The sequence below is a fragment of the Cupriavidus agavae genome (assembly GCF_004217045.1).
In the GTDB taxonomy this organism is placed as follows: Bacteria; Pseudomonadota; Gammaproteobacteria; order Burkholderiales; family Burkholderiaceae; genus Cupriavidus; species Cupriavidus agavae.
Map to the genome: position 1 here is coordinate 14,170 of NZ_SGXM01000002.1, position 25,452 is coordinate 39,621.

23 protein-coding genes are annotated in these 25,452 nt (G+C 66.2%); 14 read left to right on the forward strand and 9 right to left on the reverse strand.

From position 1 onward, the window contains the following. Positions 1-155 precede the first annotated feature (155 nt). Complete coding sequence (uvrA, locus tag EV147_RS11225; RefSeq protein ID WP_130391276.1) at positions 156-6,026, forward strand: excinuclease ABC subunit UvrA; 5,871 nt, start codon at positions 156-158, stop codon at positions 6,024-6,026. A 104-nt stretch (positions 6,027-6,130) separates the two neighbouring features. Here uvrA and EV147_RS11230 read toward each other — a convergent pair whose 3' ends face one another. Next, a complete protein-coding gene (locus EV147_RS11230; RefSeq protein WP_130391277.1) occupies positions 6,131-6,883 on the reverse strand; it encodes a TetR/AcrR family transcriptional regulator in 753 nt (250 codons plus the stop codon). Positions 6,884-7,172: 289 nt separating this feature from the next. Between EV147_RS11230 and EV147_RS11235 the strand changes: the two genes are divergently transcribed. The 4 genes from EV147_RS11235 (at position 7,173) to EV147_RS11250 (ending at position 11,448) form a co-directional block, all read left to right on the forward strand. Beyond that, positions 7,173-8,330, forward strand: a complete 1,158-nt coding sequence (locus EV147_RS11235; protein WP_130391278.1) for a porin — start codon at positions 7,173-7,175, stop codon at positions 8,328-8,330. 220 nt (positions 8,331-8,550) lie between these two features. Further along, on the forward strand, positions 8,551-8,976 hold the full coding sequence (locus tag EV147_RS11240) for a short-chain fatty acid transporter (protein WP_130391279.1): 426 nt from the start codon (positions 8,551-8,553) through the stop codon (positions 8,974-8,976). Positions 8,977-9,197: 221 nt separating this feature from the next. After that, entirely contained in the window at positions 9,198-10,571 is a 1,374-nt protein-coding gene (locus EV147_RS11245) for an MFS transporter (RefSeq protein ID WP_130391750.1), read from the forward strand. 178 nt (positions 10,572-10,749) lie between these two features. Further along, positions 10,750-11,448, forward strand: coding sequence for a BON domain-containing protein (locus EV147_RS11250; protein WP_130391280.1), 699 nt, complete (start codon positions 10,750-10,752; stop codon positions 11,446-11,448). Between the two features lie 86 nt (positions 11,449-11,534). Here the strand turns inward: EV147_RS11250 and EV147_RS11255 are convergent, their stop codons facing one another. Then, on the reverse strand, positions 11,535-11,840 hold the full coding sequence (locus tag EV147_RS11255; RefSeq protein WP_130391281.1) for a hypothetical protein: 306 nt from the start codon (positions 11,838-11,840) through the stop codon (positions 11,535-11,537). Positions 11,841-12,039: 199 nt separating this feature from the next. Here EV147_RS11255 and EV147_RS11260 point away from each other — a divergent pair, with 199 nt between their 5' ends. Further along, positions 12,040-12,552 (forward strand): malto-oligosyltrehalose synthase, encoded by a 513-nt coding sequence (locus EV147_RS11260; protein WP_130391282.1) that lies wholly within the window; start codon positions 12,040-12,042, stop codon positions 12,550-12,552. 13 nt (positions 12,553-12,565) lie between these two features. Here the strand turns inward: EV147_RS11260 and EV147_RS11265 are convergent, their stop codons facing one another. Beyond that, a complete protein-coding gene (locus tag EV147_RS11265) occupies positions 12,566-13,075 on the reverse strand; it encodes a hypothetical protein (RefSeq protein ID WP_235844685.1) in 510 nt (169 codons plus the stop codon). Between the two features lie 254 nt (positions 13,076-13,329). Then, a complete protein-coding gene (locus EV147_RS11270) occupies positions 13,330-13,674 on the reverse strand; it encodes a hypothetical protein (protein ID WP_130391283.1) in 345 nt (114 codons plus the stop codon). A gap of 285 nt (positions 13,675-13,959) precedes the next feature. Between EV147_RS11270 and EV147_RS11275 the strand changes: the two genes are divergently transcribed. From EV147_RS11275 to EV147_RS11285, 3 genes are read left to right on the forward strand one after another with little or no spacing between them, the layout of a single operon-like run. Then, on the forward strand, positions 13,960-14,721 hold the full coding sequence (locus tag EV147_RS11275; protein ID WP_235844686.1) for a BON domain-containing protein: 762 nt from the start codon (positions 13,960-13,962) through the stop codon (positions 14,719-14,721). Positions 14,722-14,743: 22 nt separating this feature from the next. Continuing rightward, positions 14,744-15,064, forward strand: coding sequence for a hypothetical protein (locus tag EV147_RS11280; RefSeq protein WP_130391285.1), 321 nt, complete (start codon positions 14,744-14,746; stop codon positions 15,062-15,064). 44 nt (positions 15,065-15,108) lie between these two features. Beyond that, the gene (locus tag EV147_RS11285; protein ID WP_235844687.1) at positions 15,109-15,387 is read left to right on the forward strand and encodes a hypothetical protein; all 279 of its coding nucleotides are present in this window, start codon (positions 15,109-15,111) and stop codon (positions 15,385-15,387) included. Positions 15,388-15,432: 45 nt separating this feature from the next. On the opposite strand, the gene EV147_RS11290 is transcribed toward EV147_RS11285, so the two are convergent. Then, positions 15,433-15,861, reverse strand: coding sequence for a RidA family protein (locus EV147_RS11290; protein ID WP_130391286.1), 429 nt, complete (start codon positions 15,859-15,861; stop codon positions 15,433-15,435). A 129-nt stretch (positions 15,862-15,990) separates the two neighbouring features. Here EV147_RS11290 and soxR point away from each other — a divergent pair, with 129 nt between their 5' ends. After that, positions 15,991-16,503 carry a redox-sensitive transcriptional activator SoxR gene (gene soxR / locus EV147_RS11295; protein ID WP_130391287.1) on the forward strand — a complete coding sequence of 171 codons (513 nt, stop codon included), beginning with the start codon at positions 15,991-15,993 and terminating at the stop codon, positions 16,501-16,503. 2 nt (positions 16,504-16,505) lie between these two features. Here the strand turns inward: soxR and EV147_RS11300 are convergent, their stop codons facing one another. Beyond that, a complete protein-coding gene (locus EV147_RS11300; protein ID WP_130391288.1) occupies positions 16,506-17,489 on the reverse strand; it encodes a tripartite tricarboxylate transporter substrate binding protein in 984 nt (327 codons plus the stop codon). A 373-nt stretch (positions 17,490-17,862) separates the two neighbouring features. Here EV147_RS11300 and EV147_RS11305 point away from each other — a divergent pair, with 373 nt between their 5' ends. After that, on the forward strand, positions 17,863-19,161 hold the full coding sequence (locus EV147_RS11305) for a hypothetical protein (protein ID WP_130391289.1): 1,299 nt from the start codon (positions 17,863-17,865) through the stop codon (positions 19,159-19,161). A gap of 39 nt (positions 19,162-19,200) precedes the next feature. On the opposite strand, the gene EV147_RS11310 is transcribed toward EV147_RS11305, so the two are convergent. The 3 genes from EV147_RS11310 to serA all read right to left on the reverse strand — a co-directional run bounded on the left by EV147_RS11310 (position 19,201) and on the right by serA (position 22,484). Beyond that, positions 19,201-19,806, reverse strand: a complete 606-nt coding sequence (locus EV147_RS11310; RefSeq protein ID WP_130391290.1) for a PAS domain S-box protein — start codon at positions 19,804-19,806, stop codon at positions 19,201-19,203. A gap of 157 nt (positions 19,807-19,963) precedes the next feature. After that, complete coding sequence (locus EV147_RS11315; RefSeq protein WP_235844688.1) at positions 19,964-21,037, reverse strand: fimbrial protein; 1,074 nt, start codon at positions 21,035-21,037, stop codon at positions 19,964-19,966. A 241-nt stretch (positions 21,038-21,278) separates the two neighbouring features. After that, a complete protein-coding gene (gene serA / locus EV147_RS11320) occupies positions 21,279-22,484 on the reverse strand; it encodes a phosphoglycerate dehydrogenase (protein ID WP_130391291.1) in 1,206 nt (401 codons plus the stop codon). A 239-nt stretch (positions 22,485-22,723) separates the two neighbouring features. On the opposite strand from serA, the gene EV147_RS11325 reads away from it, so the two are divergent. From EV147_RS11325 to EV147_RS11335, 3 genes are all read left to right on the forward strand, one after another. Continuing rightward, on the forward strand, positions 22,724-23,827 hold the full coding sequence (locus tag EV147_RS11325; RefSeq protein ID WP_130391292.1) for an SMP-30/gluconolactonase/LRE family protein: 1,104 nt from the start codon (positions 22,724-22,726) through the stop codon (positions 23,825-23,827). Between the two features lie 161 nt (positions 23,828-23,988). Beyond that, positions 23,989-24,960, forward strand: coding sequence for a SphA family protein (locus EV147_RS11330; RefSeq protein ID WP_130391293.1), 972 nt, complete (start codon positions 23,989-23,991; stop codon positions 24,958-24,960). A gap of 90 nt (positions 24,961-25,050) precedes the next feature. Continuing rightward, positions 25,051-25,428, forward strand: coding sequence for a PepSY domain-containing protein (locus EV147_RS11335; RefSeq protein ID WP_130391294.1), 378 nt, complete (start codon positions 25,051-25,053; stop codon positions 25,426-25,428). Positions 25,429-25,452 lie beyond the last annotated feature (24 nt).

Below are 25,452 nucleotides of genomic sequence, written 5' to 3' on the forward strand. Positions count from 1 at the left end.
GAAAGTCCATGGCGAGTGACCTCGTCACCCATGGGGATAGGATGACTGTACGTTTATACAGTATAGTTACGTGATCATCGGCGCCCGGCGCGCCTCCGCTGTCGTGTGAAACCACTTCAGCAATCGATTTCAACCTATTGATTCGAGGCAAGAAATTGTCAGATTCCGGCACGATCCGCATTCGCGGTGCCCGTCAGCACAATCTCAAGAACGTTGACCTGGACCTGCACACGGGGCAGATGACCGTGGTCACTGGTCCGTCGGGATCGGGCAAGTCGAGTCTGGTGTTCGACACGCTGTACGCCGAGGGGCAGCGGCGCTATGTCGAGACGTTCAGTGCCTATGCGCGCCAGTTCCTGGACCGCATGGACCGGCCGCAGGTCGACAAGGTGGATGGCGTGCCGCCGGCGATTGCCATCGACCAGACCAATCCGGTGCGCAGCTCGCGGTCGACGGTCGGCACGATGACCGAGCTGAACGATCACCTGAAGCTGCTCTACGCGCGCGCGGCCGAGCTGTTCGACCGCCAGACCGCGCTGCCGGTGCGGCACGATTCCCCCGAGACGATCTATACCGAGCTGCTGGCCCGCACGGCGGCCGGGCAGCCGTTTGCCGACGCGCGGCTGGTGGTGACGTTTCCGGTCGAATTGCCCGAATCCGCCACGGAAGCCGAGGTCGAGCAGTGGCTGTCGGTCAGCGGCTACACGCGGGTGCACGGCCAGCGGATCGTGGAATCGGCCACGGGCCGGCGAAAGGTGCTCGACGTGGTGGCAGACCGGTTCCGCGTCGGCAACGTCGAGAAAGCACGGGCGCTGGAAGCGATCGAAGCGTCACTCAAGCGTGGCAGCGGCCGCGTCAGCGTGCAGGTGGTGACGGACGAGGGCGACGGCCCGGTCTGGAAGTTCTCGACCGGCCTGCACAGCCCGGAAAGCGATATCCGCTACGCCGATCCGCAGCCGGCGCTGTTCTCGTTCAACTCGGCCTACGGCGCGTGCGAGACATGCCGGGGTTTCGGACGCGTGATCGGCGTCGACCTCGGGCTGGTGATTCCCGATGGCCGCAAGTCGCTGCGCGATGGCGCGATCAAGCCGATGCAGACGCCGGCGTGGAAAGAGTGCCAGGACGACCTGATGCGCTACGCGGCCAAGGCCGGCATTCCACGCGATCTGGCGTGGAACCAGCTCAGCGAGGCTGAGCAGCACTGGGTGATCCACGGCTCGCCGGACTGGACCGGCCAGTGGAACAAGCAGTGGTACGGCGTGATGCGGTTCTTCAGCTATCTGGAGTCCAAGGCATACAAGATGCACATCCGCGTGCTGCTGTCGAAGTACCGCAGCTACACGCCGTGCGAAACCTGTGGCGGCGCGCGGCTGAAGACAGAGGCGCTGCTGTGGCGCCTGGGCAGCAAGGACAACGCCGATACGGTGCTGGCACCGGCCGCCCGCTTCCTGCCGCGTGGCGTGGACTGGGACCGCAGCCAGCTCGAAGCCCTGCCGGGCCTGACCGTCCACGACCTGATGCTGATGCCGATTGCGCGCATCCGCCGCTTCTTCGACGACCTGACGCTGTCGAGCGCGCTGCTCGATGACGCGCTCAAGCTGCTGCTGGCCGAAGTGCGCACGAGACTGAAGTATTTGTGCGACGTGGGTCTGGGCTACCTGACCCTGGACCGCCAGAGCCGCACGCTGTCCGGTGGCGAGGTGCAGCGGATCAACCTCACCACCGCGCTCGGCACGTCGCTGGTCAACACGCTGTTCGTGCTGGACGAGCCCAGCATCGGGTTGCATCCGCGCGACCTGAACCGGATCGTCGAGGCGATGCACCGGCTGCGCGATGCCGGCAATACGCTGGTGGTGGTGGAACACGATCCGTCGGTGATGCTGGCGGCAGACCGCCTGATCGACATGGGCCCGGGGCCGGGCGAGCGTGGCGGGGAGATCATTTTCGACGGCTCGCCGGACGCGATCCGCAAGGAACGCACGCTGACCGGCGACTACCTTGGCGGGCGCCGCCGCGTGACCGACGCGTCCGACTGGCAATCCCGGCCGGTGGACGCGGCCACGCCGCGCCTGACGCTGGAAGGCGCGAGCGAGCATAACCTCAAGGACGTGACGGTCGGCATCCCCCTGAACCGGCTGGTCTGCGTGACAGGCGTGTCCGGTTCGGGCAAGTCCACGCTGCTGCAGGATGTGCTCTATCCGGCGCTGGCGCGCCATTTTGGCAAGGCGACCGAATCGCCGGGCGCGTTCCGCGACCTGATCGGCGCCGAGCAGGTGGATGACGTGGTCTTCGTGGACCAGTCGCCGATCGGCAAGACCGCGCGGTCGAATCCGGCCAGCTATGTCGGGGCCTTCGACGAGATCCGCAAGCTGTTCGCCAAGGCGCCGCTGGCACTGCAACGCGGCTATACGGCGGGGACCTTCAGCTTCAACTCTGGCGACGGGCGCTGCCCCACCTGCGGCGGCTCGGGGTTCGAGCACGTGGAAATGCAGTTCCTGTCGGACGTCTACCTGCGCTGCCCCGACTGCGACGGCACCCGGTATCGCGCCGAAGTGCTGGAGGTCAGGATCGAGCGGGCCGCACGCGGCCAGGCCCCGCGCCAGCTCAGCGTGGCCGATGTGCTGGAACTGACGGTCAGCGAGGCCACGGCGCTGTTCGAGGGCGATGGTCCGGTGCTGCGCGTGCTGGCCCCGATCGCCGATGTGGGTCTGGAATACGTGAAACTGGGCCAGCCCGTGCCGACGCTGTCGGGTGGCGAGGCGCAGCGCCTGAAGCTGGCCGGCTTCCTGGCCGAGACGGCGGCGGCGCAGCCGGTGAAGAACCGCAAGGCGGTGGTGCTGCCCAAGCGGCTGTTCATGTTCGACGAGCCGACTACCGGCCTGCATTTCGATGACATCGCCAAGCTCATGCGCGCGTTCGGCAAGCTGCTCGACGGCGGGCATTCGCTGATCGTGATCGAGCACAACCTCGATGTGATCCGGGCCTCGGACTGGATCATCGACCTCGGGCCGGAAGGCGGCGATGGGGGCGGCGAACTGCTGTGCGAGGGCACGCCCGAAGACGTCAAGGGCTGCGCGAACTCGTATACCGGCCACGCGTTGATCGCCTACGACAAGGCGCTCGGGGACGGCACGCTGGCCGCGGAGCAGGCGGCCGACGCCGAGGGCAAGCCGCTGCAGACCGCCATCCAGGCGGCGCGGGCGCGCCGGGCGGTCGAGGGCGAAGGCGTGGTGCGCATCGTCAATGCCCACGAACACAACCTGAAGGCGCTCAACGTCGATATTCCGCACGGCAAGTTCAACGTGATCACGGGGGTGTCAGGCTCGGGCAAGTCGACGCTGGCGTTCGACATCCTGTTCCACGAGGGGCAGCGCCGTTATCTGGAATCGCTGAACGCCTATGCCCGGTCGATCGTGCAGCCGGCGGGGCGGCCCGAAGTGGACGCCGTGTACGGCATTCCGCCGACCGTGGCGATCGAGCAGCGGCTGTCGCGCGGCGGACGCAAGAGTACCGTGGCGACGACCTCCGAGGTCTGGCATTTCCTGCGCCTGCTCTACGTCAAGCTTGGTATCCAGCATTGCGTCCACGACGGCGCGCCGGTGACCTCGCAGAGCCCGGCGTCGATTGCCGCGCAGTTGCTGCGCGACTATCGCGGCCAGCACGTGGGATTGCTCGCGCCGCTGGTGGTGAACCGCAAGGGCGTCTACACCGATCTGGCGAAATGGGCCAAGGCGCGCGGCAATACTCATCTGCGCGTGGATGGCGAGTTCCTGCTGGTCGATCCGTGGCCGCGCCTGGACCGTTTCCGCGAGCACACGATCGAATTGCCGGTGGGCGACATCGTAGTTTCTCCAGATAACGAGGCGGCGCTGCGTGCGCTGCTCGACCAGACGCTCGAAGCCGGCAAGGGCGTGATGCACCTGCTGGCGCCGCTCGATGGGCTGCGCGACGCGATGCAGTGCGGCGAGACGCATGAGTGCGAGACAGTGGTGTTTTCCACCAAGCGCGCCTGCCCGGTGTGCGGCACGAGCTACCCGGAACTCGACCCGCGCATGTTCTCGTACAACAGCAAGCACGGCTGGTGCGGCACCTGCGTGGGCACGGGGCTGGCGCTGACCGGCGAACAGCGCGCGGTCTATGACGACACGGTGCTGGGCGGCGACGACCGGGGCCGCGAACAGAGCCTGCCTTCCGAGGAACAGGAGCCCGAGGGCGTGGGCGATACGCCGTGCCCGGACTGCCATGGCACGCGGCTGAATCCGGCGGCGCGGGCCGTCACGTTCGATGCGCACGCGATTTCCGATGTGGCCCAGTGGACCGTATCGGACACGCGGCGGTGGGTGGACGGCCTGACGCTGGCTGGCCGCGAGGCCGACATTGCCCGCGACGTGGTGACCGAGATCGCCAGCCGCCTGCAATTCCTGGAGGAGGTGGGGCTGGGCTACCTGAGCCTGGATCGTGCCGCGCCGAGCCTGTCGGGGGGCGAGGCACAGCGTATCCGGCTGGCCGCGCAGCTTGGCAGCAACCTGCAGGGCGTCTGCTACGTACTGGACGAGCCGACCATCGGCCTGCATCCGCGCGACAACCAGATTCTGCTCGACGCGCTGCGCAAGCTCGGCGACAAGGGCAACACGCTGGTGGTGGTGGAGCACGACGAGGACACGATCCGGCGCGCCGACCACATCATCGACATCGGCCCCGGGGCGGGCAAGCGCGGGGGGCGGCTGGTGGCCGAGGGCGGCGTCGATACGCTGGCCGCGGCGGCGGATTCGACGACCGGCCGCTTCCTGGCCAATCCGATCGTCCATCCGTTGCAGGAACGCCGCCCGGTACGGCCGGCGCGGGCCGGCAAGGCGGCCGAGCCGGAACAGTGGCTGACGGTGCAGGGCGCGCACCTGCACAACCTGCGCCATGTCACGGCACGGATTCCGCTGGCGCGGCTGGTGGCGATCACCGGGGTGTCGGGGTCGGGCAAGTCGACGCTGGCGCGTGATGTGCTGATGGCCAACCTGCTCGACGCGGTGGGCCGCTCGGTGATGTCGTCGCCGGCCACGCGCCGGGCGCGGGCGGCCGCCGAGAAGGCCGGCAAGCCCACCGCGACCAGGGCGCTGAGCGTGGAACACGCCTGGCACGGCTGCGAGGGGATCACGGGCTGGGAGACCATCGACCGCGTGCTGGAAGTGGACCAGACGCCGATCGGCAAGACGCCGCGCTCGTGCCCGGCGACCTATATCGGCGTCTGGGACGCGATCCGCAAGCTGTTTGCCGATACGCTGGAGGCCAAGGCGCGCGGCTATACGGCGTCGCGGTTCTCGTTCAATACCAGCGATGGCCGCTGCCCGGCCTGCGAAGGGCAGGGCGTGCGGACCATCGGCATGAGCTTCCTGCCCGATGTGAAGGTGCCGTGCGACGTCTGCCATGGCCAGCGCTTCAACCCGGAAACGCTGGCAGTGACATGGCGCGGCAAGAACATCGGCGACGTGCTGACGATGGAGATCGACGAGGCCGTGGAGTTCTTCTCGGCCATCACGCAGATCGGCCATCCGCTGCAGTTGATGAAGGACGTGGGACTGGGCTACCTGACGCTGGGGCAGCCGTCGCCGACGCTGTCGGGCGGCGAGGCGCAGCGGATCAAGCTGGTGACCGAACTGTCGAAGGTGCGCGACGACATCACGCGCCGGGGCCAGAAGGCGCCGCATACGCTCTACGTGCTCGACGAGCCGACCGTCGGCCTGCACATGGCCGACGTGGCGCGGCTGATCCGCGTGCTGCACCGGCTGACGGACGGCGGCCATAGCGTGGTGGTGATCGAACACGACCTCGACGTGATCGCCGAGGCGGACTGGATCATCGACCTGGGACCGGAAGGCGGCTCCCAGGGCGGCACGATCGTTGGCGCGGCCGACCCGGAGGCACTGTCGCGGATCGCGGCAAGCCATACGGGGGCGGCGCTGGTGCCGGTGTTGGCGCGGACGGCGGCGGTGACCACGGACCAGTCCGCTCTCCGGCTTGCGGGAGAGGGTTAGGGTGAGGGCGGGCGGTTGCCATGCGAGATGGTCGGCAATTCGTACCGCCCGCCCTCACTCCCGGCCCGTCTCCCGCGTGGCGGGAGAGGGGAGCAAACCAGCGGTCATCCGGGCTTCCGCGGCCCCTCCAGCGCTGCCGCACAGAAATCGACCAGTTCCTCCACCGGCGGCGCGGCGCGGTTGCGCTTGCCGCGCTCCCGTACCCAGTGGGCCAGCGAGTAGACCACGGTGTCCATGAACCAGATCATCCGCAGTCGCAGCACGTCGCGCGGCATGCCGGGGAGCAGGGCGTGGATATGGTCGCGCACGCGGTAGAGCGCGCTCATGGCAGTCTTGTCGACGAGTCCCTTGTTGAGCAGCGCCGGGCTGAACGTGGTCTGCGCCAGCACCTGCAGGTAGTTGGTGCCCCAGCTGGTCTGCAGGACGACTTCGACCAATGGATAGACGGTGGCCTGCACCACGGCGTGGATGTCGATGGGGCGGCCGCTGGCTTCGAGTTCGTCGAGGTAGCGATGGCGCACGCGGTTCACCTCGTGCAGCCGCCGGTTCAGCAGGTGGCTGACCAGCGCCTCGCGCGAGCCAAAGTGATAGTGCAGCGCCGAGCGGTTGCGCTGGCCGCTTTCCACCACGATCTGGCGCAGCGGCACCTGCTCGACACCCTGCTCGGCAAATAGCCGTTCGGCTATTTCGAGGATGCGCTGGGCGGTGTCGGTCAGGGCTTCGCCGGCATCGGGGGCGGGGGCGGCGGCATCGGCCGGCGACGCGGGCCGCGCGGCGGGGGTGGCCCGGCGGGGCCTGGCTGGGGCCGACGGCTGTGGCGCATCCGCAATCAGGGCGCGTGCTTGCTTGAGCTTCATGGGCGTCTGGGGGCCGGCTTCGTGAGCCTGTCTGTGAGCCTGTCGTTGTCGAAAATGCAAAGCCTCGCAAGGATACGGAAAAATCCGATGTCAGACATCGGGGCGATGTCGTATTACCTCCAATTCCGGTGTATCTCGGGGAAAATCCTAACTATCTGAACTGGCGGATGCCGTTAGCCTTCGTTTCGTGCCGAATTAATACGAGAGATTAATTCCGGCATGTCAGGCGCTGGTGGAGGAGAGACAGCTGGCGCCGTGGGCCATCACACCAGAACACGGAAACCAACACATGAAGAAGACGCTGTTCGCCGCCATTGCCGGCGCATTGCTTGTGCCGGCCGCGTGGGCGCAATCGTCCGTGACGCTCTACGGGGTTGTCACCACGAGCATCCAGTACGTGAACAACGTGCAGAACACCAGCAACGGGGTGCTGGCTCCGGGCAGCGGGTCGGCCACGCTGATGACCTCGGCGGGCATCGCGCAGTCGCGTTTCGGCCTGCGCGGCGTGGAAGACCTGGGCGGTGGGCTCAAGGCCATCTTCACGCTCGAAAACCAGTTCAACACCGATGACGGCAAGATGGGCAATGGCGGCCTGCTGTTCGGCCGCCAGGCGTTCGTGGGCGTGCAGCACCGCTACGGCAGGCTGACGTTCGGCCGCCAGTACACCTCGGCGTTCCTGACGATGGGCAGCTTCACGCCGGTGGCGTACGCCCCCGAGTTCGAGCCCGTGGTCGGTATTGCCGGGCCGAACTTCCGCGAGAACAACATGGTGCAGTACCAGGGCACCTTCGGCCCCGTGACGACGATGGCGCACTGGTCCTTCGGCGAGCGGACCGGCACCTTCGCGGCGGGCTCGGCCTACGGCGTGGGCGTGGCGTACAACAGCGGCCCGCTGGGGCTGGCGGCCGCCTACGACGAGGTCAAGACGCTGAACACGGCGCAGGCCGCCGGCACCTCGGGATCGAACGACTACGGGCGCGACATGCGTGCGATGGCCGGCGCGAGCTACCGCGTGGGCCCGGTCAAGCTGGTGGCCGGCTACCGCTGGGGCAATTCGGTGGCGCCCGCCACCGGCACGCCCACGCTGCTGCCGCACCGCGACGACATGTACTGGCTCGGCGTGAACTGGGATGCCACGGCCGCGCTGCGCCTGTCGCTGGCGTGGTACTACGACGACATCAAGGCGGCGCGCATTGCTGGCGTGACCACCAACCCGAAGAATCCGCAGCAGTTCCTGGCGCTGGCGGACTACAACCTGTCCAAGCGCACCGATGTGTTCTTCGCGGTCAATTACGCGCGCAACGCGTCGCTGAACTGGGACAACATCGCCTATCTGCCGAACGGCCAGTCGGTGGGCTACCTGCCGGCGACATCGCAGGTGTACTACAAGACGCCCGATGCAAAGGGCCAGCTCGGTATCTCGCTGGGTATGCGGCACATTTTCTGACAAAGCAGGGGGGAGAACGACAAGCGAGGGGCCGGCGCGGTGCTCCACTCCGCGCGCAGGCATTGATGGCGTCGCAGCCTGGCGGTTGCGGCGCCTTTTTTGCGTTCCGGAGCCCCAGCGGGCCGGCCAGCCAGGTTGCTCCAAAGGCATTTCTGGCATAGAGTCGATGGGATCGCGCCCCCGTCCTCCGACGGTTCCCACCGACTCCGGATACGACCCGATGCCACGTTTCCTCCCTTTCCGTACGTCCGCGCTGGCCTTGTTGGCCGCCGTACTCGCTGGCTGCGCCAGTACCCCGATGCCGCCGCCGCAACCGCAGCGCGTGCCGCCGCCGCCGCCGGCCACCATGCCCGGCACGACCCTTTCCACGCCGCAGTCGGGCGTGAGCCGCGCGCAACTTGAAGCGGCCGGCAATGCCTGCGAGAAGGTGGTGGCCAATGCCGTGAAGACGCGCTATCCGCAGCCCGGCAGCGTGATGATGATGCCGGACCGCGAGCGCATCATGCAGCAGACGGCCAACCAGACCTCGGTGGCAGGCGAGGGCGTGTTCGAGCCCGATGCCAGCGAGCAGGCCATGGCGTTCCGCTATACCTGCCTGTACAACCTGCGCACCATGCGCGTGGACGACGTGCAGATGCGGTACTGACGCCGCACGGGTTCGCCGGGGCGCCAGCGCGCTCCGGCGTTTTGTCGTATTGTCTCGATCTGACGATTAATTGACGTTGCAACGATCTGGGCCGGTGCCGGCCTGTCGGGGCCGCGTCCGCCCCCGGATCGAACACCGTGCAGACCCCCGCCACGCCGCCGTCCAGCAGTTCCACGCCCGCCCCCGTTCCCGCCAGCACGCCCGAAGGCCCTGATGCGCCGATGACGCCGCGCGAGAAGCGCGCGATGGCGGCCATCATGATTGCCGTGTCGCTGGCCACGCTGGACACCGCCATTGCCAACACGGCGCTGCCAAACATTGCCGCCGACCTGAACAGCACCCCGGCCGCCTCGGTCTGGATCATCAATGCCTACCAACTGGCCATGGTGGCCACGTTGCTGCCGTTCGCGGCGCTGGGCGGCATCGTCGGGCATCGGCGCATCTATCTGGGTGGGGTGGTGGTCTTCATCGTGTCGTCGGTGATCTGCGCCATGGCGTGGTCGCTGCCCTCGCTGGCCGTGGCGCGGCTGGTGCAGGGCGTGGGCGCGGCGGCCATCATGAGTGTGAACACGGCGTTGATCAGTGCGATTTTTCCGATTCACCGGCTCGGGCGCGGGGTGGGGCTCAATGCGCTGATCGTCGGGGTGTCGTTTGCCGTGGGCCCCACCGTGGCGTCGGTGATCCTGTCTTTCGGGCCCTGGCCGTGGCTGTTTGCGGTCAACCTGCCGATCGGCCTGCTGGCGCTGGTCATTGCCTGGCCGTCGCTGCCGCAGACCAGGCGCAGCCCCCATCCGTTCGATCCTGTAGCGGCAGTGCTCAACGCCATCACCTTTGCCGCGCTGATTTTCGCGCTGGGCGAGGGCGTGCAGCGTGAGCCGGCCGAGTACGTGATTGGCGCCGTGATCGTGTTTGCAATTGCCTTCACGCTGCTGCTGCGGCGCGAGCGCGGCCATCCGGCACCGATGCTGCCGGTGGATCTGCTCAAGCGGCCCATGTTCGCGCTGTCCACGGCCACCGCCGTGTGCTCGTTCGCGGCGCAGGGGCTGGCGTTCGTTTCGCTGCCGTTCTATTTCGAGCATGTGCTGGGGCGCGACCCCATCGAGACCGGCTTCCTGCTCACGCCGTGGTCGGCCGTGGTGGCGCTGATGGCACCGCTCGCGGGTCGGCTGTCCGACCGCTATCCGCCCGGCCTGCTGGGCGGGGTGGGGCTGGCGATCATGGCCGTGGGCATGGCGTCTCTGGCGATGATGCCGGCTGACGCGAGCGCGCTGAACATCGGCATCCGCATGGCGATCTGCGGCGCGGGCTTCGGCTTCTTCCAGTCGCCAAACCTCAAGGCGCTGATGGCCAGCGCGCCGCGCGAGCGGGCCGGCGGCGCCAGTGGCGTGGTGGCCACGGCACGGCTGCTGGGCCAGGCCACCGGCGCGGCGCTGGTGGCACTGTGCTTCGGCCTGGCCGGCGAGCACGGCCCGACGCTGGCGCTTGGCCTGGGCGCCGGCTTTGCCGCCGCGGCTGCCGTGGCGAGCGGCCTGCGCCTGGTCACTGCCCAGAGCGAGGACAGTGCCGCGATGCAGGGGGCGCGCAAGTCGCCGTGAGGCGGTGTCGTTCATGGGTGGAGCCGGCGTCACTCGCAAGACCTGCGCGCACGGTTTGTAGAAACTGCACGGCATCGTCTGCGAAGTGCCCGTTATCGACTGCCTTCTTGCATCGGTATGAAACTTGCCGCTCGTGTCTTGTCGGGGCCGCCGTGCCCCTGTTGATGGAGGCAAGACAATGAATCGATCAGACGACTACGGTCGCCGCCGCCGCCCGGACCAGCGCTACGGAGGCTTCGAGGAAGGTTACGGAAGGCGCGCCCCCGGGGGCAACACGGTCTACTACCCGGGCCGGTCCGTGCAGGAAGAGCGACTCGATGAAAGCTCGCCGCACAGCCAGGGTTACGTCAGCGCCTACAGCAACGGTTACGAAGATGGCTATCAGGCCGGACTGCGCGCGGCGCAGGAGGGCACATCAGCGGCCGATCAGGGCTGGCGCGGCAACGGTGGCCGCTTCGGCAGCCAGGGCGGCGGCGAGTACCTGCGCAGCGACCCGCGCGGCGCTCGCTCGGGTACGGGCTATGAGGATTACGGCGTGGAGGCAGGCCGCAACTTCCGGCAACGCCCGCATGTGCACGAGAAAGATTCGCCGGCGCGCGGCGCCTATGGCTATGCCCGCCCCACGGGGCCCAAGAACTACCAGCGTTCCGATGCGCGGTTGCAGGAGGAGGTCTGCGAGCGGCTGGCGCACGCGCCCGCCATCGACGTCAGCGAGGTCACCGTGTCGGTCAGCGGCAGCGTGGTCACGTTGACCGGTAGCGTTGACAATCGGCGCACCAAGTATGCGGTGGAGGACATCGCGGACGACACGTATGGCGTGACCGACGTGATCAACCAGATCCAGGTGCGTCCGTACGGCGTGCTGGCATCGGAATAACGCCAGATCGCGCGGCACCTGTGTCGAAAACGACAACGCCCCGGCATGTTCCGGGGCGTTGTCTTTTGGGGTGGGCGGTCCGTGATCTACAGGTCGCTGCCGTTCGGCGGATTTTCCATGCGCTTGTCGGTCTGGTCGGCGCGGTCCACCGGCGTGTCGGCCGGCAGTTCCTCGGCCGCGCGCTGCACTTCCTCGGAAATTTCTTCCTCCGGCAGTACGTCTTCGGTGCCGCCGCGGCCTTCGCGTTCGACGTCGCTCAGGTCATCGTCGAGTTCGAGGTCGAGATTCTCGGTGTCGAGGTTCGGGTCGAGCGTGCTCGGGATGCTGCGCGGATCGCTGGCGCCGGTGTCGTCGGGGGTTTCGGGCGGGGTGGTGCGGGTGGTCTTGCTCATGGTGGCTCCTTTCGTGGCGAGGTGCGTTGGTACCGGAGCGGCAAGTTGCATGCCAGTGGGCGCCGGAGCCTGCGCTGGCCGGGCGCCACGCCTATAGTGGTGGTGGGGACCATCGTGGCACAACGGCCGTATCCGCGCCCGCGCGAGGCTGGAACGGCAATTGCTGAGGCATGGCTGCATCGTGCGGAGGGAGGAAGCGATGAACCTGACAAGCATTCTGGTCACCCTGAGCCTGGCGTCATCGGTGGCCGTATCTTCCACGCCGGTCGAGAAAAAACTGCTGGGCATCAGCCCCGGCGAATTCGCACAGCAATTCAACGCGGTGGCCCAGGAGGGCGGCGCCACGCTGGCCCTGCCGGTGTTCGGCGCCAAGGGGGGCTGGCACCGCGCGCATCCGGGTGCCGGGGTCTCCGTGCTGGTCCGCGCCGCGCCCACGGGACACGCGCTCGACGAGGTGGTGGTGGTGTGCCGCTCGGCCGAGCAATGCCTGCTGACGATCTTTACTGTGGCCAAGGCCATCGACGCCGACGTGGACCCGCATCTGCTCCAATACTTCATCGCGGCGCGCGTGGCCTCGCAGATCGGCGAGGTGGCGCTGGTGATGTCGGGGCTCGTCTACGTCGTAATTTCGCCAAAAGACGAGGATTACGTGGCGCTCGTGATCCGGCCCTACAAGCCCCAGGAAGCGTTGACGGCCCAGCGCCAGGCGTAGGCCCGGCAGTTGGTCAGTGCATCGGCCGGGCCGGACGCCGAGCCGCCATGCCGGCAATGCGCGAGGGCGTGAACTCCATGGCGCGCTGTTCCAGCAGGCGCTGCAGTTCCGTGGCACCCCGGTAGTAATGGGCCAGCAGCAGCCGCAGTTCGGGCTCGCGCATCGGCTGGCGCAGCACCTCGCCGTAGGCGGCAGCGGCTCGCGCCGCGTGCTGGGCCGCGTAGCGCAGCAGTGGCAACTCGCCCGATTCGGCCGGTGGCGGCAACGTGTCGCGACGCCGCGCCTGACCAGCGGCGGGCGTGGTGCCATCGAGCGGTCCCGCCCGCGCGGCCAGTTCGGCGGCCGCGCAGCGCTGCAGGTTGGCCCGGTGCGCCAGCACGGCGCGGATCTGCGGGTCCGATGCGGCGGCGGCCACGGCGACCAGCGCTTCAGCGCACTGCGTGGCGTGCAGGCTGAGCCTGGCGAGGGTGGAATTCAGCGCATCCCGCTCCGCATCCATGTCCGCATCCCTTTCCGCATTCATTTCCACCTCCGGTTCATACCCTAACTTTAGGCGACGCAGATTGCCGATCCGAGGCAGCGATATGCGCGCGTGGTTAATTTGCCGCGCTTCGCTGGTGCCGCTGCGGACCAGACACGCAAAACACACGCAAAAAACGCGCCGCACACGGCCACAAGGGCCGGGTACGGCGCGCCGTCGCGAATCTCAAGGGCCGGAAGGCCCCAGGGAAAGACGGATTCGCGGCTGGAGGGGGAAGCTCCGCCAGGGGGCTTCGGTTACTTGGTGGTGCCCGGCGCCGGATCCGGCGAGTCGCCCTTCGGGCCCGACGGTGCGGTCGGCGACGCGGTGGCGGCGGCACCCTGCTCACGCGGCTTCTTGTGGCGCGCGCCCGTGGTCTTGTCCTTGTTCATCGTGCCGCTGCCCGTGGCGCCCGAATGCGTGGTGTCGTTCGTCACCGCCGAGCCGGACATGCTGCCGCTCTTGGCGTTCTTCGGGCCTTCAGGGGTCGGCGGGGTGCCCGGCGTGGCCGACTGCGGCGAGGTCGGGGTCTGCTGGGCCATCACGGGCAGCGTGAGCGCGGCACCGAGGGCGATGGCGGTCGTGGCAAGTAGGCGTTTCATCGTACGTCTCCGGAATGGGTGATTGGTGTCTCCACGATATGCGCAGCCTCCGTGCGCCTCACGGGGGCGATGCCTGAAACGCATGTAGGACGTTGACTACAGGTCGCTTGGCGGGCTGCCGGAGCGGCGCGGCGGCCGGATGCACCTTTTTATATCGCCGTGTAAATCGGTATCCCGGAGTTCACACCATGGCGGTCTCCTGTGTCGCTTGCCACGCGTGGCGGTGCGCGGTACGGAACTTGCAGCGGCCGAGGGCGAAGCTTCCACGGACTCATGGAGAGACCCATGCGAAACGATGACCCACGTTTTCGAAGTCGAGACAGCCGGGACCGTCGTGAAGAAAGTCCCGTTTCGAGCGGCGCAGGCTATGGCGGGTACGAAGAGCTGCCCCGTCGCTACACCGGTGGCTACCGCGTCAGCGGCAGCGGCAGCGGCAGCGAGTGGACCTCGCAGCGCGGCAGCCAGGACGACGAACTGGGCCAGGGCCGGCCGCCCTGGGACGAACCGGGCGATGGCCGGGGCAGCCAGCGGCCCGACATGCGCACGCATTACCGGGGCGAATATGGCGTGGCCGACTTCGAGCCGCCGCCCTGGCAGAGCTACCAGACCTGGCAGCGCGCCGCCGCCACCGAATGGCTCGAAGACGACGAGCGGCAGGCCGGCCCCGGCGATCCCGAGCGACGCGCCTACGAACATTTCACCGGGGCCGAGGAACGCTCCAGCCTCAACCGCGGCTATGGCGGGGCGGGCGGATCAGCCATGGCGCGGCATCTGGGCGAGGGTACCGGCCACAGCCGGGAAGCCGAAAGACGCAAGGGTCCGAAGGGCTACCAGCGCTCCGATACCCGCATCCGGGAGGATCTCTGCGAGCGGCTCTCGCTGTACCGCAGCCTCGACGTGCGCGAGGTGGAGGTGTCGGTCACCGGCGGCATCGTCACGCTGGCCGGTACCGTGCGCAACCGTGAGCAGAAGCGCCGCATCGAGGACATCGCCGACGACATCTTCGGCGTCAACGACGTGCAGAACGATATCCAGGTCCGACCATAAGTCTGAAGAGAAAGGAGATGCCATGCCATTCGCCTACGCCGGAACCCGCCGCCGTCGCAACCGAGACCGCCGGCGCGCGCATGACGCCAACGACGCCAAGCCGTCGGACCCGGATCGCGCCGAGGCCAGCCCCGACCCGCGTGCGGAGTCGCCGCTGGCCCGCAACGAAGGGAGCGGCCAGCCGGAGCGCCGCGATACCTCGGACGTGGACCGTCCGGCACGCCAGGAAACACCGCGCGGCGACGTGGAGCGCGGCGAGGTCGTGCCCGGCATCGGCAGCCAGGACCTGCTCGATCCCGGCAACCGCGACCCCGACGCACCGCCGGTCGACAACCGGTCCTGACCGCCGTTTCCGCTGACAGAAGGACAGACAGAGAGGAGAAAACCATGCGACAACCGATCATCCGCAGCGCCTTTGTCGTGGTGTCGATGCTGGCCGGCGCGGCCGCGTGGGCCCAGGCTGGCCCGACACCCAAGGTGGACAACCGTGCGCCGGGCACCCCGGCATCGGACGTCGCGCCGGGCGCCCCGGCCACTGGCGTCTACAAGGACGGCAGCCGCCAGCGGCGCGAGAGCAAGCCGGCGGTCAACCAGGGCGCCTCGGCGGCCCAGACCTACGACTATCCGGCCTCCGCGCCCAAGACCGCCCCGGCCAAGCGTCCCTGAGTCTGCCCGGCCGCCCGGCCGCCCGGCCGCCCGGCCGCCCGGCCGTCAGTCGGGCAGCACGGCCACGGCCTCGATCTCGAACAGCATGCCGTCGAGCGCGAGCCGTGGCACCGGGATCAGCGTGCAGGGCGGCGCCGGCCAGTCGCCCAGCAGTGCCTGCCAGGCCCGCGTGAAGATTGCCAGCCGTTCCATCGAATGGTCGACGATCAGCACCGTGATCTTGGCCACGTCGGGGATGTCAGCGCCGCCGGCCTGCAGCGCCACGCGCAGGTTGGCCAGCGCCCGGTTCACCTGTGAGGAGAAATCGGCCAGCAGGCCGCCGCACATGTCTTCGCCGCCCTGACCGGCCGCGAAGATGAACTTCGCCGGGCGCGTGACCAGCGACACGTGCGAATAGCCGTTGAGCCGGGGGTCATAGAGATCGGGCGGATTCATGAACTGCAGGTAGGGCGCGCGCGGCGACTCAAGCAACATGGCAGGGTCCTTGGTGAACTTCGATCGGAAGAAGGACGCCAGTGTCAAACCTCAAGTTTGGTTGAGGTCAAGTCTTGTTGCGATACCATGCGCGGTGCAAGGGCTTTCCTTGCGCTACATCATCCCGCCATGAGCCGCCCCACCAAGCCTGCCCCCATCCGGCCGATGCGCGCCCGCGATCCCCTGACCATCGGCGAGGTGGTGGAGCGCAGCGGCGTGGCCGCGTCGGCGCTCCATTTCTATGAATCAAAGGGATTGATTTCAAGCACGCGCAGCGCCGGCAACCAGCGCCGCTATCCGCGCGGCATCCTGCGCCGGCTGGCCGTGCTGCGCATCGCCCAGCGCATGGGCGTGCCGCTGGCCGTGATTGCCGACGCCTTCGCGCGGCTGCCGGCCGGCAAGGCGCCTACGGTCGCCGACTGGCGGCGGCTGTCGGCCTCGTGGCGCACCGACCTCGATGCCCGCATCCGCGCGCTGACCATGCTGCGCGACCAGCTCGACGGCTGCATCGGGTGCGGCTGCCTGTCGCTGAAGGCGTGTCCGCTGCGCAATCCGCAGGACGTGATGGCAGGGCAGGGGCCGGGCGCCCATGTGGGCGAGGGCGCCTGCCCCGGCGCCATCGTCGAAACACCAAAAAAATAGCGTTACTGGTTCTTCATCGCCGCCGCCAGCCGCGCGATGATTTCGCCTTCGGACTTGAACGCCTTCTGGGCGTAGGCCGCGTACTGCTCGGACGTCATGTAGTTGGTGTCCATGCCGAACTGCCGCGTCACGTTCAGGAATTTCGGGTCCTTGAGCGCGTTGCGGAAGGCGTCGTCGAGCCGCTTGACCACGGCCGGCTTCATGTTGGCCGGCCCCACGATCCCGAACGGCGAGTTCGACCAGACCGGATAGCCCACTTCCTTGAGCGTCGGCGCGTTCGGGAAATCGGCCGCGCGCTTCTCGGACAGCGTCGCCAGCACCCGCATCTGGCCGTTCTGGACATAGGGCAGCAGCGTGTTCGACAGCACGGCCACGTCTGACGACCCGCTCAGCAGCGCGGTGATGGCCTCGGCGTCGCCCTTGTAGGGCACGTGGGTCCAGTTCGACTGCGACACGCGCGCCAGCTCCGAGATCGTCAGGTGCTGGCTGCCGTAGATGCCGGTCGTGCCGTAGCTGATGCCCTTCTTGTCAGCCTTGGCGTCGGCAATCAGCTCCTGCATCGTCTGCCACTTGGCGTCCTTCTTGACCGCCACCGCGAAGTTGTAGTCCGCGATCATCGACACGTACGTCAGGTCCTTGAGCGGGTCGTAACGCATCTTCTGCACGTGCGGCAGCCGGAAGATCACCACCGGCGCCATGCTCAGCGTATAGCCATCGGGCTCGGTCGTGACCATCTGCGTGGCGCCCAGCGTGCCGCTCACCCCCGGCTTGTTCTCCACCACGATGGTCTGCCCCAGTTCGCGCCCGGCCGCATCAGCCAGCGCGCGCGCCACCTGGTCGGTCACGCCGCCGGCGCCATACGGGACGATCAGGCGGATTGGCCGGGTGGGAAATTCGTCAGCGGCGTGGGCGGCCGTGAACACGGCGGGAGCGAGGGTGAGGCCCGAAGCGGCCAGGGCAAGGCCAAGAATTTTCCGTCGTTGCATGCGTAGTCTCCTGTTGTGTCTGCCGGACTGTCGGGGCCCGGTCTGCGAGGTTGTCTGCGCAGTATGACAAGTGGAAGACGGCGGGGATATGGGGTTTTGACCGATATCGGGTAGCCAACGGCGGCTTATTGGGGGATTTCATTGGGGGTATGAGGGGGGTGCATGGGACGGTGGCGCGCACGATCATGACGTGGATTCTCGTCATCTGTCGTCCCGGGCTGGCTGCGGGTTTTGCGCTCGTGTTACGCCGCAAAGGAAGGAAGCGCCGAAAGTCCAGCTGATCGCCCTTCTTCAGGGGTAGTTTCCGAATCAATTCTGTATCCCAGAATCATTCAGAAGTGAAAAAGGTGAAGAACAAAGAGGGGAGCGAAAAATGAAGCGCGTCGATACCAAGGCGTTGAGCACTCGCTCAGTTGTCGCACTAGCCATCCTGGTTGCCTCTCAGGCCGCGCTCGCGGACACCGCTGCCGATCTGGCGCAGGAAAAGGCGCGACTTCAACTGGAAAACCTGGATCTGCAAAACCGCTACGACCAGTTGAAAATCATTTCCGACACGCAAAAGCTGTCTTCCGATCTGTCCAGGGCGGGAACAGTTAGTAATGTTTCCTTTCCTCCGCTGCTTGCAACCCAAAAAGCATCCTGGGCGGCTGCGGCTGACGCCGCAGCCTGTCTCTGCAACAGCGAGCCTTTTCGGCGTTATCGTCATGACGCCGGATCGCAGACGCAGTGGGTGTCGACAATAGAGAGTCCACTTGATGCGGCCGACAAAGCGGCATTGCTGGACAGTTACGTTACCAGCCTCATAGATAGCGTCAAAAAGTCAATTTCGACGCTAACCCCGAAAAAGCCACGGGAGACCGCGGATGGAGATCTTCATCCATTCGCCTTCCCGCTTGCTGCACTTGGCGCCATTGCTACGGCACAAGCTGTGATCTCGTTCTCGGTGCAAATCGCAAAGATGTTCCGCTCTGATTACGGAATTTCAACGACGCCGGCAGTAGTTCCAAAAGAAGCCATCCTCCAATCCGAGTGCAATTTCGAGATTCTCTCAATTGACACGCTACGAGACAACAAGGTAAGACTGGCACAAATCAAAAGAGTCAAGGCTGCAGTCAGCGAGCTCAGGGCGAAGCTTGATGATCTCTCTGCTGCACTTGCTCCATACTCCGACAACAAAAATCCACCTTCTTATGTGGTGGCAAGCAAGCAGGTACTACAGGATGGGAGTGCCGCATATGCGGCGATCAGCAAACCCGACGCGTTGATCGCAATGGCCAACGGCCTGGCAATCCGCGATATTTTTTCCCCTGATCTTGACTATTCCTCTCAAAGCCCCACGGCAAATCAAAAATCCGAAAATATAGAAAATGCCCTCGCGTCAGCTTCTCGGCCCAATAACGTACTGATAACGGCCTCGTTATCGGCGGAAACCGTCAATCTTCAGAAGGAGCATTGGTGGTCGACCCCGATGACATTTGCAACTGGCCGGATGGATTTGCAAATCTGGAATTCAGCCGGCAAGGTGGAGCTTTACGGAACCGCAACCAAATCAACGGAGACTCAGAAACTAAGGCCAGAGGAGCTTTCTCGCGACACGGATGGGGTTCTGATATTTGATCAACGACGAAGCGGACAGCACAATAATTCGTCTTGTACCGTCACCGTCCGGTAGCAAAGTCCCGGCATTGGACCACTGACAGGGCATCGCTCCTTACCGGCTGCCGCTACCCATCCACTCGGAGCTGCCCAGGCAAAGGCTGAACAGTCCCAGGCGTCCTGATACCCCGAGCCTGCGATAGATGCTGCCGACATGCGTGCGCACCTCGGCGAGCGTCATGCCAGTCCGGGTGGCGATCTGCCTTTCGGAGGCGGAAGTCAGCAGCTGGAACAACACCTCGCACTCCGGGGCAGCCAGCGCGGCAACCACCGCCTGGGGCAGCAGGAAGCTACCCGGGGTCTTCCGCGACGCAGTGACGTCGCGGGCTATCCCGAGGCGCAGTTGGTTGGTTTCGAGCCAGCGCGCCGACCAGCGGAAGTGGACGTTTGCGCCACTGCGATGCTGGTAGCGATTCTCGAATCCTTCCCGGCGATTGCCCGCAAGCACCTGACGCGCTTCGCGCAGCGTTCTTTCCCGGTCGTCCGGCGCCACGAGATCAAGGATCCGCGTGCCTGTGAGGTCGGATGCGGCATAGCCAAGGGTGGCCGCGCAATGGCGGTTGACGTATTGGATCCTCCCGGTGGCATCCACCAGGAACACGCTCTGGAGGGAGCGGTCGGCGATATCGAGGAGCGATTCGTCTGCTGGGGGATCTTGCATACGGGGCGGATCGGGATCACGCGCCGATGGTGACACAAAACCGCCCGGGCATGGGAGAGAGATGACAACCGCGGGAGGCCGGAACCGTTGCGTAATACGTAACGCGCTCTCACCCCGCGCTTCGCCCGGTTTCCCGGTGTCCGGGACACCGGCATGCCTATTCGTAGATCATCGTATAGGTGGCCAGCGCATTTGCACGCCCCGGTCGAACCATACTGAAATCGTTGGTGAGAAAATAGCGCGCGCCAAAGATAAAAGTGTTCAGTCCGTCATGTGCCGGGTTGACCAGGAAGACCGGGTTAGCAAGCGGTATCGGGGTCCCTGTGGCGTCAAGCAGTTGCACGCCAATGCCGCGGGTGTTCGACCGGCCGACAGGAATGCCGAGAATATTCGGATAGCCGGACGCGGCGGTCACGGGATCGAACTGGATGGATGTTCTGGGGCTCGAAACGCAGTTGGTGGATAGCTGGAATCGCGTTGTCGGTCCATATCCACCCGCCTCGCGGGAGCTAAACCCCGCAGGATATCGAATTTCCCCCATATCCACTTGCAGGTCCCGAGACCCGAGGCTGACGGAACAAGAGCGCGTACTCATCGTTCCCCGGATGTTGACCTGCGTGTAGGTCGATGTGTTGCTCGCACCATCTGCTGCCGATACGTTCAGGTTGCCACCGGCAAACTGAAGTGGGCCAGCCTGCCAGTTTGTCGCCGTCTTGATAACCTCGACTCTGATCAGCAAAAACCCCGTACCGTAAGCCGGGCCGCCGCTGACCCAGTCGTTTTGCAGATTGGCGTTCAGTGTCAAGGGGATATACGTGGGCACGGTAGGCGTGCCATAGTAGCTTCGATTCGCCCATATCGAAATCCGCACCCCCACGCCCACAAGATTTGTGGGATAGACATTCTCAAAACCCGTAACCGGCGCACCCGGCATCGTGAAATTCACGCGCGTTTGCACGCGGTCATTTGCAGATTGAGAGCTTTTGCACCAGCCTGCATTGTGACCGCCGTGGGCATCCCACCTGCCTTCCACGGAATAAATCACGGTGCCCACTGGAACGGGGTTTGCCGTCCCTTCGGAGACTGTCCCGAGGTCCACATTCATGACCGCGACGGGTCTGAGGGCAGTGCACCAGGAAGCCATCGCGGGAAATGCATTCATCTGCAAGAGGACGAATGCGGCATACAAAACCACTCGTTCTTTCGACAACCCTTTCCAATGCAGAAGCATGGCGCAACCCCATTCACGTCATTCAAATACTCCCGAGTGGAATGAGGGAACAGTACTCGCCAAATAGCCGCTGATATCCGTTTCGGCCTGCTTCCCCGGGCGCTTGGAGGGCCGAGTATGTCGCATGTCCGTATCCGGCCATATAGCCATATCTTCAAATTGCTCCCGCGGCTACATGGATCGCGCCAGGCAGCGCGTCAAGGCGGAACGCCGCGCGGCGCCCCGCCTCGCAAACCTGGACTCACCCGTTAACAATCACCCGCGACCGGATGAAGGCGTCGTGCTGCATCAGCTTTTCGGCCCAGCCCGCCGGCGGGACGAGGCTGATGTCGGTGATGGCATAGCCAATATCGCCCTCGGTCTGCAATTGCTGCGCCTCGATATTCGCGCCGATTTCGGCCAGCGCCTGGTTGAAGTGCGACAGCGTGCCGGGGCGGTTGTAATGGATGTTGAGCACGCGGGCCGGGGAGTCGAGCGGGTTGGGCTGGATCTGGGGCAGGTTGACGGCGCCGATGGTGGCGCCGGTTTCGAGGAAGTTGGCGAGTTTGGTTGCCACTTCCACGCCGATGTTCTCCTGGGCTTCCTCGGTGCTGCCGCCCACGTGCGGCGTCAGGATCACGTTTGGCTTGCCTTGCAGCGGCGAGACAAACGGGTCGGTGTTGCTGCGCGGTTCCTCGGGGAAGACATCAATGGCGGCGCCGGCCAGGTGGCCGTCGTCAAGCAGTCTGGCCAGGGCGTCGATATCGACCACGGTGCCGCGCGAGGCGTTGATCAGAATGCCGCCGCGACGCATGCCGGCCAGCGCCTTGGCGTTCATCAGGTTCTTGGTCTGCGGCGTGGCGGGCACGTGCAGCGTCACGATGTCGGCGTTGGCCACTGCGTCTTCGAGCGAGTGCATCGGCACGGCGCCGCCGATCGAGAGACGGGGGCGGATGTCGTAGAACACCACGCGCATGCCCATGGCTTCGGCCAGGATGCCGACCTGGGCCCCGATATTGCCGTAGCCGATCACGGCCATGGTCTTGCCGCGGATTTCGTACGAGCCCTTGGCGGTCTTCTGCCAGGCGCCCTCGTGGGCGGCACGGCTTTTCTCGGGCACGCGGCGCATCAGCATGATGGCCTGGCCGATCACCAGTTCGGCAACCGAGCGGGTATTCGAGAACGGGGCGTTGAAGACGGGAATCCCGGCGTGGGCAGCCGCGCCAAGATCGACCTGCGACGTGCCGATGCAGAAGCATCCCACCGTCAGCAGGCGTTGCGCGTTGGCGAACGTCTCGGCGGTCAGGTGCGTGGCCGAGCGGATGCCGAGCAGTTCATGGTCGCGCACGGCGGCCAGCAGCGGGTCGCCGGTCAGGGCCTTGGGCTGCGTGGCAATGTCGATCTGGTGGCGGCCCAGCAGTTGCTGGCCGCTGGCATGGATGTTTTCGAGGAGGAGAGCGCTTGCCATGGGTGGTCGGGCGGGCTTCAGAAGTTGAGAAAGCGGTTGGCGTCCTGTGCCGGACGCGCAAAGCCAGACGATAGCACCCGCCCAAATCCGCGCTGCTGAAGGGGTCATGACGCGTGCGCCACAGGCACCGGCCAAGTCGTCATACAAGTGCTTGCCAAGCCTGCGCATTCCTCATAGGATGTCCTACAACTGCGCGATGCAGATCCTGGGGCGAAGACCCTTCAACATGAGGAGACACGATGAACGAATTCAACGGCATTCCCGGTATTCCCGGCATCCCCGGCATCCCCGGCATCCCCGGCATTGACGCCGGCCGCCGGCGCCTGCTCAAGACCGGCGCGGCGCTCGGTGCGCTGGCCGCCAGCGGCGCCGCGCTGGCGCAGAGTTTCGAGTTCAAGCCGGCCCAGCGCTACCCGGACCCGGCCGTCGAGATCCTCGATCCGAGTTTCGCAAAGTACCGCCTGTTCAGCTCGACCGTGGAGCAGGTTGCCACCGGCTTCCGCTGGGTAGAAGGGCCGGTCTACTTTGCCGATGGGCGCTACCTGCTGTTCTCGGACATCCCCAATAACCGCATCATCAGGTTCGATGAGACGTCGAACCAGTGGAGCGTGTTCCGCGCGCCGGCCAACTTCGCCAACGGGCACTGCCGCGACCGCCAGGGCCGCCTGGTCAGTTGCGAGCACCTGACGCGCCGCGTCACGCGCACGGAATACGACGGGTCGATCACGGTGCTGGCCGAACGCTACCAGGGCAAGCGTTTCAACTCGCCGAACGACATCGTCTGCAAATCCGATGGCTCGCTCTGGTTTACCGATCCGCCATTCGGCATCTCGGGCGACTGGGAGGGCGACAAGGCCGCGTCCGAACTCCCGCACGCGGTCTACCGGATCGATCCGAACGACAACAGCGTCACGCAGGTGATTGCCGACCTGAACGGTCCGAACGGGCTGGCCTTCTCGCCCGACGAGAAGAAGCTCTACGTGATCGAGGCGCGCGCCCAGCCCAACCGGCTGATGTGGGCCTACGACGTGGGCGCCGATGGCCGGCTTGGCAACAAGACGCGGCTGCTCGACGCCAACGGGCCCGGGGCGCTGGACGGCTTCAAGGTCGACGTGGACGGCAATATCTGGGCTGGCTGGGGCAGCAACGGTGCGGCCGGCGTCGATCCGGCCAGGCTCGACGGCGTGCGCGTCTTCAACCCGCAGGGCAAGGCGATCGGCCATATCCATCTGCCCGAGCGTTGCCCGAACCTGTGTTTCGGCGGCCCCAAGCGCAACCGCCTCTACATGGCCAGCAGCCATTCGGTCTACGCGCTGTACGTGGAGACACGCGGCGCGGTCTGATTCGGCGCGCGCAGAGGCCATGAGGGACCGGGGGCGGTTCTGGAAATCTTTTAATTCACATGCGAAGAAAACTGAATTCCAATCGCCGCCCAATCTGCGAGGATGCACCATCCGCATCATCCAGGGCGTGCGACGGCCCGGACCCCCTCAGGAGACAAAGCATGAAACGCGCGAGTACCGCCCTCGCCGGCGCGCTGGTTGCCGGCGGACTGTGTCTGCCATCGGCGGTGTACGCCACCGAAGGGGCGCTGGGGCGGCCGGTGTCGGGCACGAGCGTATCGCCGAACGCCGGCCTGGTGCCCAACCAGCCGGTCTGGATTGCCAACCTGCAGCAGCTCTACCTGGACGGCTCGGTCAACGGCTCGCGCGAAGTGCCGGTGGGCGGCCGGGTCACGGCCGGCATCGATGCCAGGCTGGCCCTGACGCTGGCCACGCTGATGAAGGTCTGGGACACCGGCCCCGGCGCCTGGAACTTCGCGTCCAGCTTCACGCTGCCCTATATCTGGACCACGGCGCATAGCAGCGCCACGCTGAGCGGCCCATCGGGGTCTGTGACGTCGCGGGGCACCTCGGACCGCGCCTCGAATCTCTATGATCTCTACTTCAGCCCGATCATCGCGGGCTACCATTTTTCCCAGACCAGCCACATGGCGCTGAGCTTCAACGTCTGGGCACCAACCGGCCACTACGACAAGAACGCGCTGTCCAATCCCGGCCTGAACACGTGGACCTTCGTGCCGCAGGTGGCCTTCACGCACCTGATGCCGCAATACGGCCTCGAATTCAACGCCGTGGCGGCGTTCCAGTTCTATACCCGCAACACCGCTACCGACTACCAGAACGCACCGCTGTTCACGCTCGATCTCATGGGGGTGAAGAAGTTCGGCAAGTGGGGCGCCGGGCTGGTGATGGGTACCGTCCAGCAACTGGGCGACGACACCGGCCCGACCGCCGACCGGCTGAACGGCTTCCGGGGCCACGACTTCGCCATGGGCCCCATCGTCACCTACGACACCAAGCTCGGCGGCAAGGCGCCGCTGTCGTTCAGCCTGCGGTGGGTGCCGACGGTCACGAGCACCAAGCGTCTGGACAGCACCGCGACCGTGATGGCCACGGCTACGCTGGTGTTCTGAGCAGGCGGGATGATCTGACGCAAGGGCGTGGTTTGCCGCAGTGCCATCATCGGCGCAGTGTCTCATTCACTGCCGAAAGGATGACCTGCCATGAAACGTTCCCTCTCTCCCCGTCTGGACAAACAGCTTGCCGCGCTTGGCCGCACGGTGTCGGTTGCCGCCGTGCTCGGCTTCGTCACGCTGGCCGGCCCGGCACAGGCCGATACGGATGGCTACAGCGCCCGCGCGGCGCTGCGGTCGGGCGACATCGTGCCGCTGTCGAAGGTGCTCGATGCCGTCAACCGCCAGTACAACGGCGACGTGATCGAGGTCAAGCTCGACCGTGACCACGGCCGCTGGACTTACGAGGTCGAATTGCTGCTGCCCTCCGGCGCCATCGCCGAACTGGAATACGATGCCCGCGACCTGAAACCCATCAGCGCGTGGGGCCACGAACTCGACAAGGCCCACAAGCCACCGGCCCGGTAACGGGCAGGGCGGGGGGCCGGCGTC

Bases quoted from the DNA above. Each gene is read 5' to 3' on its own strand.
- EV147_RS11230 (WP_130391277.1), bottom strand. From the start codon at position 6,883: ATGAAGCTCAAGCAAGCACGCGCCCTGATTGCGGATGCGCCACAGCCG.
- EV147_RS11235 (WP_130391278.1), top strand. From the start codon at position 7,173: ATGAAGAAGACGCTGTTCGCCGCCATTGCCGGCGCATTGCTTGTGCCG.
- EV147_RS11240 (WP_130391279.1), top strand. From the start codon at position 8,551: ATGCCACGTTTCCTCCCTTTCCGTACGTCCGCGCTGGCCTTGTTGGCC.
- EV147_RS11245 (WP_130391750.1), top strand. From the start codon at position 9,198: ATGACGCCGCGCGAGAAGCGCGCGATGGCGGCCATCATGATTGCCGTG.
- EV147_RS11250 (WP_130391280.1), top strand. From the start codon at position 10,750: ATGAATCGATCAGACGACTACGGTCGCCGCCGCCGCCCGGACCAGCGC.
- EV147_RS11255 (WP_130391281.1), bottom strand. From the start codon at position 11,840: ATGAGCAAGACCACCCGCACCACCCCGCCCGAAACCCCCGACGACACC.
- EV147_RS11260 (WP_130391282.1), top strand. From the start codon at position 12,040: ATGAACCTGACAAGCATTCTGGTCACCCTGAGCCTGGCGTCATCGGTG.
- EV147_RS11265 (WP_235844685.1), bottom strand. From the start codon at position 13,075: ATGAATGCGGAAAGGGATGCGGACATGGATGCGGAGCGGGATGCGCTG.
- EV147_RS11270 (WP_130391283.1), bottom strand. From the start codon at position 13,674: ATGAAACGCCTACTTGCCACGACCGCCATCGCCCTCGGTGCCGCGCTC.
- EV147_RS11275 (WP_235844686.1), top strand. From the start codon at position 13,960: ATGCGAAACGATGACCCACGTTTTCGAAGTCGAGACAGCCGGGACCGT.
- EV147_RS11280 (WP_130391285.1), top strand. From the start codon at position 14,744: ATGCCATTCGCCTACGCCGGAACCCGCCGCCGTCGCAACCGAGACCGC.
- EV147_RS11285 (WP_235844687.1), top strand. From the start codon at position 15,109: ATGCGACAACCGATCATCCGCAGCGCCTTTGTCGTGGTGTCGATGCTG.
- EV147_RS11290 (WP_130391286.1), bottom strand. From the start codon at position 15,861: ATGTTGCTTGAGTCGCCGCGCGCGCCCTACCTGCAGTTCATGAATCCG.
- soxR (WP_130391287.1), top strand. From the start codon at position 15,991: ATGAGCCGCCCCACCAAGCCTGCCCCCATCCGGCCGATGCGCGCCCGC.
- EV147_RS11300 (WP_130391288.1), bottom strand. From the start codon at position 17,489: ATGCAACGACGGAAAATTCTTGGCCTTGCCCTGGCCGCTTCGGGCCTC.
- EV147_RS11305 (WP_130391289.1), top strand. From the start codon at position 17,863: ATGAAGCGCGTCGATACCAAGGCGTTGAGCACTCGCTCAGTTGTCGCA.
- EV147_RS11310 (WP_130391290.1), bottom strand. From the start codon at position 19,806: ATGCAAGATCCCCCAGCAGACGAATCGCTCCTCGATATCGCCGACCGC.
- EV147_RS11315 (WP_235844688.1), bottom strand. From the start codon at position 21,037: ATGCTTCTGCATTGGAAAGGGTTGTCGAAAGAACGAGTGGTTTTGTAT.
- serA (WP_130391291.1), bottom strand. From the start codon at position 22,484: ATGGCAAGCGCTCTCCTCCTCGAAAACATCCATGCCAGCGGCCAGCAA.
- EV147_RS11325 (WP_130391292.1), top strand. From the start codon at position 22,724: ATGAACGAATTCAACGGCATTCCCGGTATTCCCGGCATCCCCGGCATC.
- EV147_RS11330 (WP_130391293.1), top strand. From the start codon at position 23,989: ATGAAACGCGCGAGTACCGCCCTCGCCGGCGCGCTGGTTGCCGGCGGA.
- EV147_RS11335 (WP_130391294.1), top strand. From the start codon at position 25,051: ATGAAACGTTCCCTCTCTCCCCGTCTGGACAAACAGCTTGCCGCGCTT.